This window comes from Eubacterium sp. AF19-12LB (genome assembly GCF_003479125.1).
Classification (GTDB): Bacteria; Bacillota; Clostridia; order Lachnospirales; family Lachnospiraceae; genus Eubacterium_U; species Eubacterium_U album.
This window is the reverse complement of sequence record NZ_QUGP01000003.1, coordinates 192,897-211,050: the sequence shown is the minus strand read 5'-3', so window position 1 is coordinate 211,050 and position 18,154 is coordinate 192,897. Positions and strand designations below refer to the sequence as shown.

15 protein-coding genes are annotated in these 18,154 nt (G+C 32.8%); 4 read left to right on the top strand and 11 right to left on the bottom strand.

Annotated features, from left to right (window positions below):
- Nucleotides 1-7: 7 nt before the first annotated feature.
- Together DWX29_RS04115 and fucO are read left to right on the top strand one after the other, a co-directional pair.
- Nucleotides 8-1,516, top strand: coding sequence for a response regulator (locus DWX29_RS04115; protein ID WP_117909870.1), 1,509 nt, complete (start codon nucleotides 8-10; stop codon nucleotides 1,514-1,516).
- A 176-nt stretch (nucleotides 1,517-1,692) separates the two neighbouring features.
- Complete coding sequence (gene fucO / locus DWX29_RS04110) at nucleotides 1,693-2,838, top strand: lactaldehyde reductase (protein ID WP_118565236.1); 1,146 nt, start codon at nucleotides 1,693-1,695, stop codon at nucleotides 2,836-2,838.
- A gap of 176 nt (nucleotides 2,839-3,014) precedes the next feature.
- Here the strand turns inward: fucO and holA are convergent, their stop codons facing one another.
- The 11 genes from holA to argC form a co-directional block, all read right to left on the bottom strand.
- A complete protein-coding gene (gene holA, locus DWX29_RS04105; protein ID WP_117909868.1) occupies nucleotides 3,015-4,013 on the bottom strand; it encodes a DNA polymerase III subunit delta in 999 nt (332 codons plus the stop codon).
- Nucleotides 4,014-4,275: 262 nt separating this feature from the next.
- Nucleotides 4,276-6,648: a DNA internalization-related competence protein ComEC/Rec2 gene (locus tag DWX29_RS04100; RefSeq protein WP_158574498.1), complete on the bottom strand. Its 2,373-nt coding sequence runs from the start codon at nucleotides 6,646-6,648 to the stop codon at nucleotides 4,276-4,278.
- Between the two features lie 50 nt (nucleotides 6,649-6,698).
- Nucleotides 6,699-7,622 (bottom strand): GerMN domain-containing protein, encoded by a 924-nt coding sequence (locus tag DWX29_RS04095; protein ID WP_117909866.1) that lies wholly within the window; start codon nucleotides 7,620-7,622, stop codon nucleotides 6,699-6,701.
- 25 nt (nucleotides 7,623-7,647) lie between these two features.
- A complete protein-coding gene (locus DWX29_RS04090; protein ID WP_243003033.1) occupies nucleotides 7,648-9,105 on the bottom strand; it encodes a HAMP domain-containing sensor histidine kinase in 1,458 nt (485 codons plus the stop codon).
- 4 nt (nucleotides 9,106-9,109) lie between these two features.
- The gene (locus tag DWX29_RS04085) at nucleotides 9,110-9,796 is read right to left on the bottom strand and encodes a response regulator transcription factor (RefSeq protein ID WP_117909865.1); all 687 of its coding nucleotides are present in this window, start codon (nucleotides 9,794-9,796) and stop codon (nucleotides 9,110-9,112) included.
- A 14-nt stretch (nucleotides 9,797-9,810) separates the two neighbouring features.
- Nucleotides 9,811-10,413 (bottom strand): helix-hairpin-helix domain-containing protein, encoded by a 603-nt coding sequence (locus DWX29_RS04080; protein WP_022089371.1) that lies wholly within the window; start codon nucleotides 10,411-10,413, stop codon nucleotides 9,811-9,813.
- A gap of 130 nt (nucleotides 10,414-10,543) precedes the next feature.
- On the bottom strand, nucleotides 10,544-10,972 hold the full coding sequence (locus tag DWX29_RS04075) for a DMT family transporter (RefSeq protein ID WP_022089372.1): 429 nt from the start codon (nucleotides 10,970-10,972) through the stop codon (nucleotides 10,544-10,546).
- 45 nt (nucleotides 10,973-11,017) lie between these two features.
- Complete coding sequence (locus tag DWX29_RS04070) at nucleotides 11,018-12,202, bottom strand: aspartate aminotransferase family protein (RefSeq protein WP_022089373.1); 1,185 nt, start codon at nucleotides 12,200-12,202, stop codon at nucleotides 11,018-11,020.
- A gap of 93 nt (nucleotides 12,203-12,295) precedes the next feature.
- Nucleotides 12,296-13,210, bottom strand: coding sequence for an acetylglutamate kinase (gene argB, locus DWX29_RS04065; RefSeq protein ID WP_117909864.1), 915 nt, complete (start codon nucleotides 13,208-13,210; stop codon nucleotides 12,296-12,298).
- A gap of 51 nt (nucleotides 13,211-13,261) precedes the next feature.
- Nucleotides 13,262-14,482, bottom strand: coding sequence for a bifunctional glutamate N-acetyltransferase/amino-acid acetyltransferase ArgJ (gene argJ, locus DWX29_RS04060; RefSeq protein WP_118565235.1), 1,221 nt, complete (start codon nucleotides 14,480-14,482; stop codon nucleotides 13,262-13,264).
- 401 nt (nucleotides 14,483-14,883) lie between these two features.
- The gene (gene argC, locus DWX29_RS04055) at nucleotides 14,884-15,924 is read right to left on the bottom strand and encodes an N-acetyl-gamma-glutamyl-phosphate reductase (RefSeq protein ID WP_022089376.1); all 1,041 of its coding nucleotides are present in this window, start codon (nucleotides 15,922-15,924) and stop codon (nucleotides 14,884-14,886) included.
- Between the two features lie 316 nt (nucleotides 15,925-16,240).
- On the opposite strand from argC, the gene DWX29_RS04050 reads away from it, so the two are divergent.
- A complete protein-coding gene (locus DWX29_RS04050; protein ID WP_022089377.1) occupies nucleotides 16,241-17,467 on the top strand; it encodes an argininosuccinate synthase in 1,227 nt (408 codons plus the stop codon).
- A 187-nt stretch (nucleotides 17,468-17,654) separates the two neighbouring features.
- Nucleotides 17,655-18,119: a GtrA family protein gene (locus DWX29_RS04045; RefSeq protein ID WP_022089378.1), complete on the top strand. Its 465-nt coding sequence runs from the start codon at nucleotides 17,655-17,657 to the stop codon at nucleotides 18,117-18,119.
- Nucleotides 18,120-18,154: the final 35 nt, after the last annotated feature.

The following is an 18,154-nucleotide window of genomic DNA, read 5'->3' as shown; positions in this document are numbered from 1 at the left end:
TGATAGTATGATTTTTCACTTATTAATAGTAGACGATGAATCTATATTTAGAAAAGGCCTCTCTGAATATATAAATTGGGAGACATATGATTGTGTTGTTTCGGCAACAGCAAAGAACGGAACAGAGGCTATTGAAATAATCGAAAGTACTCCTATTGACATTGTAATAACTGATGTAAGAATGCCTTCTCTTGATGGTATCGGACTTGCTAAATACATTTATGAAAATCACCCTGAAATATCTGTTATCATACTTTCAGGATATTCAGAATTTGAATATGCACGTTCTGCAATTCAGTATAATGTTGCAGAATACCTGTTAAAACCGGCTGCAAAAACAGATGTAATAAATGCAGTTCAAAATGTTGCGAAAAAACTAATTGAATCTAAATCTTCTATTAGTAAAAGTGAGCAGGCATTTCTTAAGGATCAATTTTTTCAGGAACTTACAGACCACGTTGTACCTGATGATTCCTTAAACAAGCTATCGGACTTTGATATTAATTTAAACAATTATTATGTAGCTGCATTTCAATTACCGGACGATATGTCAATGGTTGGAACGTTAAAAGATATAATAATCGACAACAAGCTTAACAGTTATTGCTTTAGATATAACAATCTTATTATAAATGTATATTTTGATTATGAAAATGAAGATACATCAGCAATAATTGATAACTGCAACACAATCGTTTCTTCATTTAAAAAGTTTACATCATTAAATGTAAATGCGGGTATAAGCGGTTATCATCACAGTGCACGTGATTTTTCAACAGCTGTTTCAGAGGCAATATTAGCGTTATCATTAAATTTTTATTCCTCTGCCCATGTTGTTGAATTCTCCAGTGATTACGTTGCAGGTAAAGAAACCTTTTCTGCGGATATTAATTTACTGCTACACGATTTTGAAAACTCAGTTATACAGTTAGATTTTAAATCTGCTTCAGATATTTTAGGCTCTATATTTAATAAACTTGAAAACAATTTTTCTGATGAAAATACTGTTAGAAGCATCTGCACTCAAATTTATCTTATTTGCTATAGAGTAATGCTTAAAAGTAATACTCTTCCTACAGAAGATGAATATATAAATAAAATAAATTCAGTTTCAGATTTCTTCCAGTTAAAAGAAACTGTCAGAAATCTTATAGATGATGTAAAAAAACAATTAACCCAGTCCTCTAAAAAATATAGTTCTTTCATAGAGGAAACAATTATATACATCAAAGAACATATTGCTGACGATTTGTCACTTGAGCTTATCGCACAAAATGTTCACACTAATGAATCCTATTTAAGCAGAACTTTCAAAAAAGAATGTGGTCATTCAATTGTAAGTTACATTACAATGCTTAGAATCAGTATGGCTAAGGATTTCTTAGCAAATACAAACCTTAAAACATTTGAAATATCTGATAAAATAGGAATTCATGACCCTGCATATTTTTCTGTTATTTTTAAGAAGAATACAGGTCTTAGCCCGAAGGACTATAGGAATCAATTCGTAAGATAATTATTAATACTTTAAGAACTAACATGTTATGTTATTAACATTAGTTATATATTAAGATGTCAGCGTCAAAAGGTTCAAGCCCACATGCGTTTGCTCATAAGTAGGTAAAAGACCTTAGAGCTCACCCTGACATCATATTAATTAACTTTTACAAAATATTGAAAGGAGATTTTAATATGGCAAACAGAATAATGTTAAATGAAACATCTTATCACGGTTCAGGTGCAATTAACGAAATTGCAACAGAAGCAAAGGCTCACGGATTCAAAAAGGCTTTTGTATGTTCAGATCCTGACTTAATCAAATTCAACGTTACATCTAAGGTTACAGATATCTTAGATAAAAACGACTTGGCTTATGAAATATATTCAGATATCAAAGCTAACCCAACAATCGAAAATGTACAGCATGGTGTTCAGGCTTTTAAAGATTCTAAAGCTGATTACATTATTGCAATTGGTGGTGGTTCTTCAATGGATACAGCAAAAGCAATCGGAATAATTATTGCAAATCCGGAATTTGAAGATGTAAGAAGTCTTGAAGGCGTAGCGCCTACTAAAAAGCCTTGTGTTCCTATTATTGCAGTACCTACTACTGCAGGAACAGCTGCTGAAGTTACAATTAATTATGTTATTACAGATATTGAAAGAAAACGTAAATTTGTATGCGTTGACCCACATGATATGCCAATTATCGCTATCGTAGATCCTGATATGATGTCTTCAATGCCAAAGGGACTTACAGCTTCTACCGGTATGGACGCCCTTACTCACGCCATCGAAGGTTACACAACAAAGGCTGCATGGGAAATGACAGATATGTTCCATTTAAAGGCTATTGAAATTATTAGCAAATCTCTTAGATGCGCAGTTGAAAATACTAAGGAGGGTCGTGAAGGAATGGCTCTAGGTCAGTACATTGCCGGAATGGGATTTTCAAATGTAGGGCTTGGAATTGCTCACTCAATGGCTCATACTTTAGGTGCTGTTTATGACACTCCTCACGGTGTTGCATGTGCCATGATGCTCCCTATTGTTATGGAATATAATCAGGAATGTACCGGTGAGAAATATCGTGAAATTGCCCGTGCAATGGGTGTTAAAGGCGTTGATGAAATGTCAACTGATGAATACAGAAAAGCAGCAATTGATGCCGTTAAGCAATTGTCAACTGATGTAGGAATTCCTTCAAAGCTTGATGCAATCAAAGAAGATGATTTACCTTTCCTTGCCAAGTCTGCTGCTGCAGATGCTTGCGCACCTGGAAATCCTAAAGATGCAAGTGTTGATGACTTTATAGAATTATTTAGAAAAATTATGTAAGAATATTTGAGAGTGTGAAATACTCTCTGTAAATCCGTATTTCTATTTAGTTTTATAAAACAAAATAAAAGTCGAAGCTTATTTCAAAAAGTTTCGGCTTTTATTCATATTATATACTCAGTCACAAGAAAGAGCATTGTGTTTTGATTTTAATCACTAACTCAATGCTCTTTTTGTTAAATTCGTTTCTTTTTTTCTTCTTTTTTACTATACTTAATTAACAGCATTTCTACTCCAATATTTTCATCCATAGCCCCTCTCTTTATAAGTTGCTCTGTTTTTATACTTTCAGCTAACCCGTCCTTAAGTTCTCTCATTTGAAAGTTTCTTGCCTGTTGTATGCTTTTCCCTGCTATAAACGCCTGAACTCCCATGGCTTTTGCCACATCATTTTTACCCATGCCCTGATTTGATAAATCTTTTGCCTGTAGCATAAGATTAAATTGTCTTGTAATCATATACAAAATACGCATCGGTGGTTCCTTAGCTGCTATGAGTTCATAATATGAATCAAGCGTCTTTTTCTGATTCTTTGTAGAAATGGCATCAATCATATCAAATATTTTGACAGACATCTGAGTTACGCATACTGCATCTATTGCATCTTTATCAACTACGTCTGTTTTCATACAATAACAGATTAACTTTTCTATCTCAGTGGACAATGTTTCCATATCCGTTCCTACTTTTTGAAGCAAATACATCATATTTGCTTTTGTTATACGTTTTCCTGCATTTGCAAATAATCTGGCAGCCCATACACTCAAATCACCTTCTGTCTGGCTTGTCATTTCGCAAATATATCCACTTGCCTTTACTGCTTTGTATAATTTACTTCTCTTATCTATATTGCTTTCTACAAACAACATAATTGTGCTTTCAGGAATTGACTTAACATATTCAGCAAGTTCATCTCCACCTGACTTAAACATCTCTGTGTCTTCAAGCACTACTAATCGATATTCAGCCATAAACGGCATTGTTTCAGCCACGTCGATAATTTCCTTTACATTAAGACCCTTTCCTTCATAAAAGTTAGAATTCATGGTATCTCCACCATTTATTGCCTGAATAAGCTGATTTTTATAATTTTTAACAAGATACTCTTCTTCACCGCATAGCAAATAAACTCTTTTAAACTTTCCTGTCTTTATATCTTCTGATAATGTTTTCATTTTTATTTCTTATATCCTTATTACTTAATTAAATGCACAAATAATTTTAGCACAGAAATTCATTCCATTCATCTATTTTATTCTAATGTATCATATTTTTATTTTTTTACGGAAAAGATTTTCATTTTCTATAACATATTTATGCTTCACAAACAATTCTTCTAAATAGTCGGTTCATTTTACTTTGGATTATCGTATTATTACTGATAATATTTAGCAAATCTCTTTTTAACATTCGATTTCATTTTGCACATAAAATCTATCACTCCATCCTAAAGTCAATCTCGCCAATTAAATCTGTTCGCAATATTTCTGTATTATGCATATTTAATCTATCTATGGTTTCTATATGAGGATGTCCATAGCTATTTCCCTCACCGCATGAAATCACGCTGTATTTGGGACTGACCTTGCTTAACAGCTTTTCTGAAGAAGAAAACCTTGACCCATGGTGTGGAACCTTTAATACTGTATATTTTTGTGCCAAATTTTTTTCAATATTATTTTCTACCTCACTGCTTATATCTCCTGTTAAAAGCATTGAAAAATTTTTATACTTTACATCAAGTACAGTGCTGTTATCATTTTTGTCATCCATTTGATTTTTAATATCTGGATTTATGCATTTAATTTTTAATGGCCCTGCCTCTATTGAATCACCATTTTTCAAATAAAGCACCTCTACACCCATTGCATGGGCTAATTTCTCCATCTCCACATATTCATCGTCTTTATTTAAAAGCTTTGGCAATACTATATTTCTGACCTTTATTCCTCCGTTGTCTGACTGTTCTAAAAGCTCTCTTACCCCACTTACATGGTCATTATCAAGATGGCTGATTATTGCATAATCAATCGCCCTTATTCCTTTGTATTTAATAAACGGAATTATTCTGTACTTCCCTACATTTTTAACATCACTGCTTCCTCCGTCAACAGTTATAAAAGCATCATGTGTCCGAATCGCAATTCCATCTCCCTGCCCTACATCAAGAAAATTAACTTCAAATCCCGTAAATATATGCACAAATAAACTTATCGTTATTATTATGAAACTTCCAAAAACAAATATAATTTTTTTAATGAAAATTTTTCTCTTTTTTGCTTTCTTACTCTTTTTGCTTTCGACAATTTGCCCTGTTTTTGGTATTATCTTTTTACTCTCCTTATCCTCACTTTTCTTTAGATATATTTTCATTCCTATGCACATGCCTGCAATCGTACAATAATAAATTATAACCACAAATATATTGGGTTTGCCACATATCATATTATAAAATGGAATATGCTCTACTATCGTGCATAACAAACCATACAACTTTATAATTAGACACGCCGGCAAAATAGTTATCTTTCCAATAATTACAAACAAATATGAAGAATATAGTCCCACAAATCCACTCGCTATAACGATTCCCATTAATGGAACAATAATTAAATTTAGTAGTACTGAATACATTGGTATCTGATAATAATTCCAGGCTATAATAGGGTTCATAACAATAGTGATGCACAAGCTAAATCCAAATGCACTCCACCTTTTTCCTTTTATATCCATAAATTTTTCTGTTATTTTCCATACAAAATTCGCTCCTATTATTGCCGCAAATGACATTTGAAATCCACTGTTTATTATTACCATCGGATTACTGCATACAATAAGTAAAAATGCTAACGCTATCGCATTTATCCTATCATTTTTTCGTCCCAAAACTTCGCCGGCAATATTCATTATAAACATAATTGTTGCCCTTACTGTCGCCACCCCGAATCCGGTCATCATTGAAAATAACAAGATAATTGAAATTGAAAAAAACGCTGCCGGTATAAATTTAAGTTTCTTTCTAATTAATGAATACACAAACAAGCCGATTAATGAAATGTGTAACCCGGAAATTGCCAAAATATGTGAAATTCCATTCATTTGATATAGTGACTTAATATCGTCATTAATATCATTCTTATTACCAAGCAAAATTCCCTGTATAATCCCTCCGTTTTCCAGGTTACATATCTTAAAAACACCTACGTTATTATCATTGCAAATCTTTTTAAGTTGCCTTGTATAACTTTTCTTCAAATCATATAATCTCTGTTTTATAAGGTTTGTCTCATTAGAAGTTATCTCTACACTGCAATTTGCTATTTCTCCATACATTCCAAGAGACTGATAGTATTTGTCTGAATCAAAATTTCCTTTGTTTCGTGCTTTGTCAAATCTATTAATTATGCCTTTGCATTTAACATTGTTGCCGATAGATACAGATAACTCTTCTTTCGTTTCAAAAATCAAATTTACATCCTTTATTTTTTTCAAATTTCTTTTATTATTTTCTGCTAAATTCTCTATCGTTGTTTTTATTTTGTATCTAAATCCATATTTTGTGTCTGTTATCTGTAAAATTTCTCCATTAACAACGATTGTTTGTCCATTCATCTCATCTATTGATTTCTTTTTAGAAAGTTCTCCCTCAGTAATCAAATATCCAACAACCATAAAGCATAAACTTAATGTCATTAACATTACCTTTTCAATCTTTTGCTCCCTGTTTTTAAATAGTAGTAAAATAAATGAAAGCAAAACAAGCAGCACTGTTACAAATAACAATGCTGCCTGTGCATATATAGCTATCACCTCTCCAAGTACAAAAGCCAATGTTATTGTTAATATTGGTCTTTTAATAGCTATTCTCCTTCTTTTGTTTCATTTTCAATATAATCTAAGTTTCTAATGAAAGCGTTGTCTAACTTCACTCCTTTAAAACTTACATTTGTATCTCCATTTACCATTATCTGAACTTTATGAACATAGTTAAGTTCTGATAATGAATTTACTATAGAATATATTGCAAGTTCAGGAGAACCAACTATCTGTTCTGTCAGAAAATTTGAATTGAAATTTACATAACAGATATTATCAGTAGTCATAACGCTGATTAACTTTATATCTTTTGAAAAAATTCTATTGTATTCCTTTTCATCCGGACCTTCTATTAGTCTCTTTACAATAAATTCTTCTTTAGATTCTTCTCCTGTATAATTTTCCATAACATCACATTCTTTTAAATTAGAACTATCTTCATTTCCGTAATAGAGAATAAATCTTGTTGAAAATACAATGTTATTATCACTACCATAATTATCCACAAAATCAGTGGCCTGCATATTTCCTATAATAGTTCCATCTCTTCTTGTCAACGCACTGTCATTAACGGTAAATGCAACATAATCTACAGACTCAATCTGAGTTAAAGTAAGAACTACTGCTGCTCTTATTAACACTTCTTCATCCTTGCTGATTTCAAGATATTCCTCACTAAAATCCAATGTTAAAATTCCATCCAAAAGATTGTAACTGTTTACAATTACTTTTTTAGGAATGGCTTTACCGGTTAACTTCTTTATCATTTCATCTACCTGTTCTAAGGTATCTGAACTCTTTGTTTTATATTGTTCATTTTCAAGTTTATCTTTGTCCCGGCTAACATAAAAAATATAATTCCCATCATATCTTTTTGTGCTGCTATTTTTTGTTTTTCCACATCCTACCGCTGTAACCATAAGTACACACACAAGAATGCTGCATATTATTTTCTTATATCTGTTCATTTTATTAAACACCACGTTTCAATCTTTATTGTTCAATATACTTTAATGGAATACGAACTGTAAATGTAGTTCCTTCTCCCTCTTTACTATGAACTTTAACTGTACCTTCATGAAGCAATATAATATTTTTAGTTATTGACAAACCAAGTCCTGTGCCACCTGTTTCTCTTGCTCTTGCCTTATCAACTCTGAAAAATCTTTCAAAAATATGCTCCTGCTGGTCATCTTCGATTCCAATTCCTGAGTCTGCAACTTTGAGATAGAAATACTGATGATCTGCATTTAGCGATACTCTTACCCATCCGTCAGTCACATTATATTTAATGGCATTTTCAACTAAATTAGTTACAACCATGTTAAATTTGACTTCATCTACATCTGCCATTACAGGTCTGAAACTTTCAAGCACAACTTCAATATTTTTTACTTCTGCTATAGGTCTTAATCTCTTTAAAGTGCTTTCAACAAGTTCATTGATATTTACTGTTGAAATATTAAGTTTATCATTTCCACTGTCCATTCTTACCAGATTAAGCAAATCTGTTATTATATCATTTTCACGGTCAATTTCTTTTGCTATATCCGTCAAAAATTCCTGATACAATTCTTCCGGCACATTTTCCTGACCTACTAAAGAATCCGCAAGAACCTTCATTGAAGTTATTGGTGTCTTTAATTCATGGGATACATTTGAAACAAATTGCTGTCTTGACTCATCCTGCTTAGCAATTATTTCAACCATCTGGTTAAATTCCCTGATTATGTTTTTAACTTCCGTCTCACCTTTTTCTTCAATATTCGCCTTCAAATTTCCGGTTGAAATACGTTCAATAGACTCTTCTATACTCTTAATAGGCTTAACTAATATTCTTGAACAAATCCATGACATTATCAATGCAAATACTCCCAAGAGTAAATCAATAACAACTATGTAGTTAAGTATTGTGTAATAAAATTCCTTAAATGCTGTTGTTGAATATCTTGTATACATTGCTCCAAGTATTTTAGTCTGACTGTTACCATTTACATCTGTAACAGTAGACATTATGGGCAGTACATATTCAACATATTCCTGCTCCTCATAATAATTATATACTTCATCACCTGTCATTGCCTTTATAACACTTGAAGAAATATTTGTTTTTCCTTCGTCTGAATTATATGTGTCCTTTATTATAATATAGTCACTATTTATAACTTCAACTCTTCCTTCAAATCCTGTAGCAAGTTGCGACATTTCTGCCTCAGCAATTTCAGAATCCTGGTTGTCCATATAATTTTCGCTTAATATACAGTTTCTAAGTATATAATTTTGTGTTTTAAATTTTTCAAATCTTTGTTCTGAATAGTTATTGACCGCCATCTTTCCAATTAAAAAATTCGATACAATAACCGGTATTATAATCGCAATAAATGTTATTACAAATACTTTAAATCTCATACTTGTAATAACATTTACAAATTTATCTACTATCTTCTTCATTTATTTAACCCTGGAAAAAGTATCCCATTCCCCATTTTGTATGTACGTACTGTGGCTGGGCAGGATTTTTTTCTATTTTTTCTCTTAATCTTCTAACATGAACATCTACTGTTCTTGCATCTCCCGGGAAATGAGTTCCCCATACCAATCTTAACAATTCATCTCTGCTGTAAACTTTTCCAACATTTGTCGCTAAAAGTCCTAACAAATCAAATTCTTTTGACGTTACATTTATTTCTTTTCCTTCGATAAATAATCTCTTATCTTCTAAATCTAGCTTCATATCACCACTTACAATAACCTTTGGCTTTTCCACAGCCTTAGGTGCCTTCTTCGTATTTCTTCGGTTTATTGCTTTGATTCTGGCCTTAACTTCTAAAATATTAAAAGGTTTTGTGATATAATCATCTGCACCGTATTCAAGTCCTAATATTTTGTCCATATCATCGCCTTTAGCCGTAAGCATAATTATTGGAACATCTGAAAATTCACGCACCTGTTGGCACACTTCATACCCGTCAAATATCGGAAGCATTAAATCAAGTAAAACCATATCATATATATTCTCTCTGATTTTCTCTATAGCTTCTCCACCATCATATGCACAATCAACATCCATTCCGTCCTGTTCAAGACTAAATTTGATTCCTTTAACAATTAATTTCTCATCATCTACCACTAAAACCTTCATTTATACCTCTTCTTCTAATTTACAGTTATATCATTTTGTATATTTTCAAAAGTAGAATCTCCAATTCCTGACACATTCTTTATGTCTTCTATTGTCTGAAACTTTCCATTCTTCTCCCTGTATTCTATTATAGCCTTAGCCCTTGTTTCACCTACTCCTGAAAGACTCTGTAGTTCTTCAGGTGTCGCTGTATTAATATTTATCAAAGCATTATCACTATCTGTATTCTGCACAATATCAGTGTCCTGCTCCTGACTTTTCTTATATTCTTTCTTAGACAATATATGAATCTGTTGTCCATCATATACTGTCTCTGCAAGATTTAAATATTCTTTCTGGGCATTTTTTGTCATGCCCCCTGCTAACTCTATTGCCTGATATAATCTTGCTTCATTTTCTAATTTATAAACACCCGGGCTTTCAACTTCTCCACTTAAATATACATAAATATGATTTTTATTTTCTGTATATTCATAACTCTCTTCAATTGTTTCTTCGTTAATCATTATTTCCTTAGAATCATCGCATCCCGTTAAAATAATACCTGCACATATCATCAACACTACAATGCTTACATTCTTTGTAAAATAACTTAATTTATTTAATATTCTGTACATTTTTCCTCCTTTTTACGGAGTTTCCCTTAAACGTACACAATAATAATACCTAATAAAATTTCAAATCGCAATATCCAAATACCTGATTTTATTGATTTTATTTAATATTAATCTACTTTATATGCTCACTTTATTTTTTAAATATAAATATACCCACAACGGCTAAAACAACTCCCACTAATTTACTCCATTCAAAAGGTACCTTTTCCACTCCAAATATTCCAAAAACTTCTATCAGATATGCAACAACAATCTGGGAAATAACAATTATCAGTACAGCCTGCGCCGGGCCAAGATTATCCATACTTTTAATTACTGTCCATGTAATTACTGCCCCTATAGTTCCACCAAGAAGCATGTATTTATGTTCTACATTAAATATTGCAGTCATACTTTCCCTGCCTGTTACAAACCATGCAATTATGCAGACAATTAAAGCTGTAAACTGTACCCAGCTGTTTGCGACCCACATACTTGAACTTTCCGTTACTTTCGTATTAAAAACTCCCTGAATACTCATTAGAGCTCCTGAAATTAATGCAATAATAAAACCCCACATAATACTTTCCTCCCTCTTGAAGTATTATGTGAGGTTTTGAAATTTTTATACTAATGACTTTCTTAATATTTCAATCATTTCATCAACATTTTCTTTTGTAATCGTAAGCGGTGGCACCATTCTTAGTACATCGCTTCCGGCTGAAATTACTAATAAACCATTTTCAATAGCCTTATTAACTGTCTCTCCTACAGGTGTTGTAAGGACAAGTCCCTGCATAAATCCTTTTCCTCTTCTTGCAGTTACATTGTCAAAATCTTTAACTATTTCATCCAATTTTTCTTCCAAATATGGAGCAACTTTATTTACATTTTCTACGATTTTTTCTTCTTTAAATAAATCAAATACCGTAGAAACTGCTGCAGTAGCTAATGGATTTCCACCATATGTAGTTCCGTGATCTCCCGGTACTAATGAATTACATGTTTTTTCTCCTGCAACAAATGCTCCAACAGGAACACCACAACCTAATGCTTTTGCTACTGTAACGATATCCGGTTTAATTCCATAATGTTCATAAGCAAACATTTTACCTGTTCGTCCCATTCCACACTGAATTTCATCACAAATCATTATTATATCATTTTCATCACAAAGCTTTCTTATTCCTTTGATAAATTCTTCATCTGCAGGATATATTCCGCCTTCGCCCTGAAGTGTTTCTAAAACAATCGCGCATGTTTTATCAGTTATTAATGACTCAACACTTTCAAGATTGTTGTACTCAGCAAATTTTATTCCATCAATCATAGGTCCAAATGGTTCCTGATAATGTGCATTTCCTGTAACTGCCAACGCTCCTAATGTTCTTCCGTGAAAAGAATGGTTCATAGCTATAATTTCATGATTTGCATGACCGTCCCTATCATACGCATATCTTTTAGCCATTTTTATAGCACCTTCAATTGCCTCTGTTCCGCTATTTGTGAAAAACACTTTTTTAAGACCTGTTGCCTCAACAACTTTTTGTGCTGCTTCAATTGCCGGTACATTGTAATATAAATTAGAAGTGTGTATTACCTTGTCAATCTGCGCTTTCAATGCATCATTATATTTTTTATTATTATATCCTAATGCAAATACAGCAATTCCTGCTGCAAAGTCCAAATATTTCTTTCCATTTACATCATACAAATATACTCCGTCGCCTTTTTCTATTACAATTTTAAATCTGTTGTATGTATGTACTAAAAATTGCTCTGCTTTATCCATATATTCCTGAGCTGTCATTTCATTTCTCCTTGTATAAATATATTGCCACATCCTTTGATTGTTGGCTAATTATAGGAAATATTTATAGAAAAACTCTCTTCATTTTGTTTTCTATTCATTCCCAAATTTTTCCTGGTCATCTGCTAAAATAGCTGTTCCGATACCTTTATTTGTAAATATTTCAAGTAATAAGCAGTGTGGAATTCTTCCATCTAAAATATGTACTCGTGAAACGCCATTGTTAATAGCATTTATACAGTTATTAATCTTAGGAAGCATTCCTCCCTGAATAGTTCCATCCTCAATCAAATTTTTTGCTTCAGATACTGTCATTTCAGAAATAACTGTATTTGGATCATCCTTATCCATATAAACACCTTCTGTATCTGTAAGGAATGCCAATTTTTCTGCATTTACTGCTTCTGCGATTGCACTTGCAGCATCATCAGCATTAATATTATATCCGTGGAAATCTTCATCCAATCCTATCGGACATACAATAGGAAGGAAATCCTTTTCTATCAAATCTAAAAGGATATCCGGATTTACCTTTGTTACTTCTCCTACATATCCAATATCTTCACCCTGTGAATATTTCTTTTTAACATTAAGCATGCCACCGTCTTTACCACTTATTCCGATTGCTTTTACGCCAAGCTGTTCCACAATCTGAACAAGTTGTTTATTTACTTTATTAAGGACCATTTCCGCAACTTCTAATGTATCTTCATCTGTTACTCTTAATCCGTTTATGAATTTTGGCTCCATTCCAAGCTTATTAACAAAACCGCTTATTGCTTTACCTCCACCATGAACGATGATTGGCTTAAATCCTACTAATTTCAAAAGAGTAATATCCTGTATTACACTCTGCATAAAGTTTTCATCAAGCATAGCACTTCCGCCGTATTTAATAACAATAATTTTTCTGCTAAATCTCTGAATATAAGGTAACGCTTCAATTAATACATTTCCTTTTTCAATCCATTTTTCCATCTCAAGTTCTTTTGATCCCTTCATAATCATGGCCTGCCTATCCTTCTTTCTCTATTCCTTTTTTTATTATTAATTGCTTTTTTAACTTCTGTAATCTGCATTAATTGATACATATTCATGAGTCAAATCACATCCCCATGCTGTTGCTTCACAATCTCCCATTTTCACATCAGCAATTGTTGTAACTTCAGGCTCTGACAAAATCTTTGTAGCCATCTTTTCACTGTAATCTGTTGCTCTACCATTTTCAACTATTTTTAATTTTCCAACTTTGCTTTCAAAATAAATATCTACACTATCAGGATTAAATTTAGCTGTTGAATATCCCATTGCACATAAGATTCTTCCCCAGTTTGCATCATGTCCGTAAATTGCTGCTTTTACAAGACTTGATGTAACTACAGATTTCGCTAATGTAACTGCCTGTTCTTTTGATTCGCAGTTAATCATTTTTACTTCTAAAAGAGCTGTTGCCCCTTCACCGTCTCCTGCAATCTTCTTTGATAAAGTTACTGTTACTTCATGTAATGCTTCTACAAATTTATAATAGTCTTTGTTCTTTTCAGTAATCTTTTTATTTTCTGCTAATCCATTTGCAAGTAATAATACTGTATCATTTGTGGATGTATCTCCATCTACAGAAATCATGTTAAATGTATCTTTTATATCATTACTTAATGCTTCATATAATAAATCTTTTGAAATGTTAACATCGGTTGTAATAAATCCTAACATTGTACACATATTTGGATGAATCATTCCTGATCCTTTACACATACCACCAATTGTAACCTTCTTGCCACCTATCATTAATTCAACTGCTACTTCTTTTGGTACTGTATCTGTTGTCATTATTGCTTCCGCTGCCAAATGTCCACCATCTAAACTTGCATCTAATGTAGGTACGAGCATTCCTATTCCGTTTACAATTTTATCCATAGGAAGCTGAGCTCCTATTACACCTGTAGATGCAACTAATACGCTTTCCTTGTCAATCCCAAGCATTGCTGCTGTTTCCTGTGCCATTTCTTCACAGTATTTCATGCCTTCTTCACCTGTGCATGCATTAGCTACTCCGCTGTTACATACAACTGCCTGTGAAAATTCGTTTTCATATATCATTTTCTGATCCCATTTTACGGGAGCTGCTTTTACCTGATTTGTTGTAAATGTTCCTGCCGCTGTACAAGGTACAACACTGTATATCATTGCCATGTCTTTTTTATCTTTTTTTATTCCTGCGTTTAAGCCCATTGCTGAAAAGCCCTGTGGTGCTGTTACGCCGCCTTTTATTTTCTTCATTATATTGCCTCCAAATTTTACATCTGCTTCGCAGATTTCATCTCGCTGTGTTTACATTTGTGATTCCCCGGCTTTCGCCATTCTTTTCACATCGTCTCTTCGTTCCGATGTACAACACGGCTTTCGCCGTGCTTCTCTAACCATACAAAACATATTGTTTGCAAGCTAGCTTGCCCTTTTGATTATCCATATTCAGCTCGATTCCAGTTGCTTTGCAACTTTCATCTCGCTGTGTTTACATTTGTGATTCCCCGGCTTTCGCCATTCTTTTCACATCGTCTCTTCGTTCCGATGTACAACACGGCTTTCGCCGTGCTTCTCTAACCATACAAAACATATTGTTTGCAAGCTAGCTTGCCCAATATGTTTTGTATGGTTAGTAGAATGGCGATAAGTTGTACTTATGGGAACATTGGTACTTGTTGTAAGCCTTCGTTTTCCGGTAATCCAAATATTATATTCATGTTTTGGACTGCCTGGCCTGCTGCTCCTTTTATGAGGTTGTCAAGGGCTCCCATCATTATGATTCGTCCTGTTCTTTCATCTATTTTGAAGCTTACATCTACATAATTGCTTCCTTCTACCCATCTTGTTTCAGGTGGTGTTTCGTTTTCTAATACTCTTATAAACTGTTCTTTTTTATAATATTTATCGTAAACTGCTTTTACTTCTTCATATGTAACTTCTTTTTTGAGATTTGCGTATGCAGTTACTAATATTCCTCTCTGCATTGGTACTAAGTGTGGTGTGAAGTTTATAAGCACTTCTTCGCCTGCAGCATATCCTAACTGCTCTTCTATTTCAGGTGTGTGTCTGTGTGTTCCTACACCATAAGCTTTTATGTTTTCATTTACTTCGCAAAATAAGTTTGGAACTTTTGCTCCTCTTCCTGCTCCTGACGTTCCTGATTTAGCATCTATAATAATTGATTTTGGATCAATTAATCCTTCTTTTACCATAGGATATATTGACAAAATGCTACATGTAGTGTAACATCCCGGATTTGCAATCAATCTTGCTCCCTTTGTCTTTTCCCTATTTATTTCACATAATCCATAAACAGCTTCATCTATAAATTCAGGACTTTTGTGTTCTATCTTGTACCATTTTTCATAAGTAGCAACATCCTTAATTCGGAAGTCTGCACTTAAATCTATAATCTTTACCTTATTTAATATTTCTTCATTAACTAATGATGAACATAATCCCTGTGGTGTTGCTGTAAATATTACATCTACTTTATCTGCCAACTCTTCTATATTGTCATCCAGACATTTTTCATCAACTATCTCAAACATATTCGCAAATACGTCTGCATATTTCTTATCTATATAGCTTCTTGAGCCATACCATACAACCTCTGCATCTTTATGCTGCTGAAGCAATCTTACTATTTCTACTCCCGCATATCCTGTAGCACCTATGATTCCTACTTTTATCATAACAGCCTCCTCTATTTATTCGGTAAAAAACTAACTAAATTCTATAATTACCTATTTAATTGCCGTAACTTTTATTTTAATCCTTTCCTTTATATATGTCAAAGATTGGTTACTGTAATCCTATCTTTTCTTATTAAAGATATAAATTTATTAATTTCTCTTTCTTTTGTCCGTGGTTCAGTATACATCTTTTATGTATATTATGCAATATATTCTTTAAATTTTGCATAAAACAGCTCATTTTTAATTTTATCTTGCATTTTATACATCATTGTTGTATAGTATCAGATAGTAAAAATATTAATGGAGGAATCACATGAAAGAGAAAGTTGTTTTAGCATACTCAGGTGGACTTGATACTACTGCTATCATCCCTTGGTTAAAAGAAAATTATAATTATGATGTAGTTTGCTGTTGTGTAGACTGTGGACAGGGTGAAGAATTAGATGGTCTTGAAGAAAGAGCCAAATATTCAGGTGCTACTAAATTATATATAGAAGACATTACAGATGAATTTTGCGATGACTATATTGTTCCTTGCGTTCAGGCTGACGCCGTATATGAAAACAAGTACTTATTAGGTACTTCAATGGCTCGTCCGGGCATTGCAAAGAGATTAGTTGAAATTGCAAGAAAAGAAGGTGCTGTTGCTATTTGCCACGGTGCTACAGGTAAAGGTAATGACCAGATTCGTTTCGAGCTTAGTATCAAAGCTTTAGCTCCTGACATTAAGATTATTGCTCCTTGGAGAGATGATAAGTGGAAAATGGATTCTCGTGAAGCTGAAATTGAATATTGTAAAGCTCATGGAATTGACCTTCCATTTGGTACAGATCAAAGTTACAGCCGTGACAGAAACTTATGGCACATCAGCCATGAAGGCTTAGAATTAGAAGATCCTGCAAATGAGCCAAACTATGAACATCTTTTAGTTTTAGGTGTTTCTCCTGAAAAGGCACCTGATGAACCTGAATATGTTACAATGACATTTGAAAAGGGTGTTCCTACTTCAGTTAACGGAAAGCAGATGAAAGTTTCTGACATCATTCGTGAATTAAACCGTCTTGGTGGAAAGCACGGAATTGGAATTATCGATATCGTTGAAAATCGTGTAGTTGGTATGAAATCACGTGGTGTTTATGAAACTCCAGGTGGAACAATTCTTATGGAAGCTCACAGACAGCTTGAAGAATTAGTTCTTGACCGTGCTACAATGGAAACAAAGAAAGATATGGGCAACAAGTTAGCTCAGATTGTATACGAAGGAAAATGGTTTACTCCTCTTCGTGAAGCAGTTCAGGCATTTGTTGAATCAACTCAGGAATATGTTACAGGTGAAGTTAAATTCAAACTTTACAAAGGAAACATTATTAAAGCCGGAACAACTTCTCCATATTCATTATATAATGAAAGTCTTGCATCATTTACAACAGGTGATTTATATGACCATCATGACGCTGACGGATTTATTACTTTATTTGGCTTACCATTAAAAGTAAGAGCTATGAAAATGCAGGAATTAGAAAAAAATAACAATAAATAATTAATTAAAATTTAAAAGCCTGACAATAGATTGATTGTCAGGCTTTTTGTCTTTCCTTTTTTTACATTTTATAGTAAAATGGTCTTTGTGTTTAACTATTATTATTGTTAGTTATTACGGTGATTTTATTACTTTTTACCAATCACCCGATTTTACAGATAAAAGATAATAAAAAGGATAATAAATTATGAAAGTAAAAGATTCAATTATTGTTATCCGCAAGGCTATTTTGTGCCATATAAAAAATCCCGAAATAAGGCAGTTTCTATATGGTCTTTTAAGTTATGAAATGATATCATACGTCTTTTTTGGCGTATTTACAGCTATTATAGATTATTGTGTTTATGCATTTTTGTCTGTTCTTGGAATAAACGTTATGTTTTCAAATGCATTGTCATGGTTGTGTGCCGTGATATTTTCATTCTCGACTAACAGACGATGGGTTTTTAAAATGGGTTTTGATAATATTAAGGATGTTTTACATTCCTTTAATAAATTTGTGTGTGCAAGATTTGCCACCCTTATCATGACTGAAGTAATGTTATTAATAGCACAGTTTGCGGCTTTCAATATATATCGTACTAAGATATTTGCCATGGTTTTAACGGTAATTATCAATTACATAATAAGTAAATTATTTATTTTTAAGTAAAGCGGACTTATATTTATATCGGTTCGTGTTTACAT

Coding starts and splice junctions, on each gene's coding strand:
- DWX29_RS04085 (WP_117909865.1), bottom strand. CDS start 9,796: ATGAAGGTTTTAGTGGTAGATGATGAGAAATTAATTGTTAAAGGAATC.
- argJ (WP_118565235.1), bottom strand. CDS start 14,482: ATGAAGAAAATAAAAGGCGGCGTAACAGCACCACAGGGCTTTTCAGCA.
- DWX29_RS04070 (WP_022089373.1), bottom strand. CDS start 12,202: ATGACAGCTCAGGAATATATGGATAAAGCAGAGCAATTTTTAGTACAT.
- DWX29_RS04095 (WP_117909866.1), bottom strand. CDS start 7,622: ATGAACAGATATAAGAAAATAATATGCAGCATTCTTGTGTGTGTACTT.
- holA (WP_117909868.1), bottom strand. CDS start 4,013: ATGAAAACATTATCAGAAGATATAAAGACAGGAAAGTTTAAAAGAGTT.
- argC (WP_022089376.1), bottom strand. CDS start 15,924: ATGATAAAAGTAGGAATCATAGGTGCTACAGGATATGCGGGAGTAGAA.
- DWX29_RS04115 (WP_117909870.1), top strand. CDS start 8: ATGATTTTTCACTTATTAATAGTAGACGATGAATCTATATTTAGAAAA.
- DWX29_RS04045 (WP_022089378.1), top strand. CDS start 17,655: ATGAAAGTAAAAGATTCAATTATTGTTATCCGCAAGGCTATTTTGTGC.
- fucO (WP_118565236.1), top strand. CDS start 1,693: ATGGCAAACAGAATAATGTTAAATGAAACATCTTATCACGGTTCAGGT.
- DWX29_RS04075 (WP_022089372.1), bottom strand. CDS start 10,972: ATGTGGGGTTTTATTATTGCATTAATTTCAGGAGCTCTAATGAGTATT.
- argB (WP_117909864.1), bottom strand. CDS start 13,210: ATGATTATGAAGGGATCAAAAGAACTTGAGATGGAAAAATGGATTGAA.
- DWX29_RS04090 (WP_243003033.1), bottom strand. CDS start 9,105: ATGAAGAAGATAGTAGATAAATTTGTAAATGTTATTACAAGTATGAGA.
- DWX29_RS04050 (WP_022089377.1), top strand. CDS start 16,241: ATGAAAGAGAAAGTTGTTTTAGCATACTCAGGTGGACTTGATACTACT.
- DWX29_RS04080 (WP_022089371.1), bottom strand. CDS start 10,413: ATGTACAGAATATTAAATAAATTAAGTTATTTTACAAAGAATGTAAGC.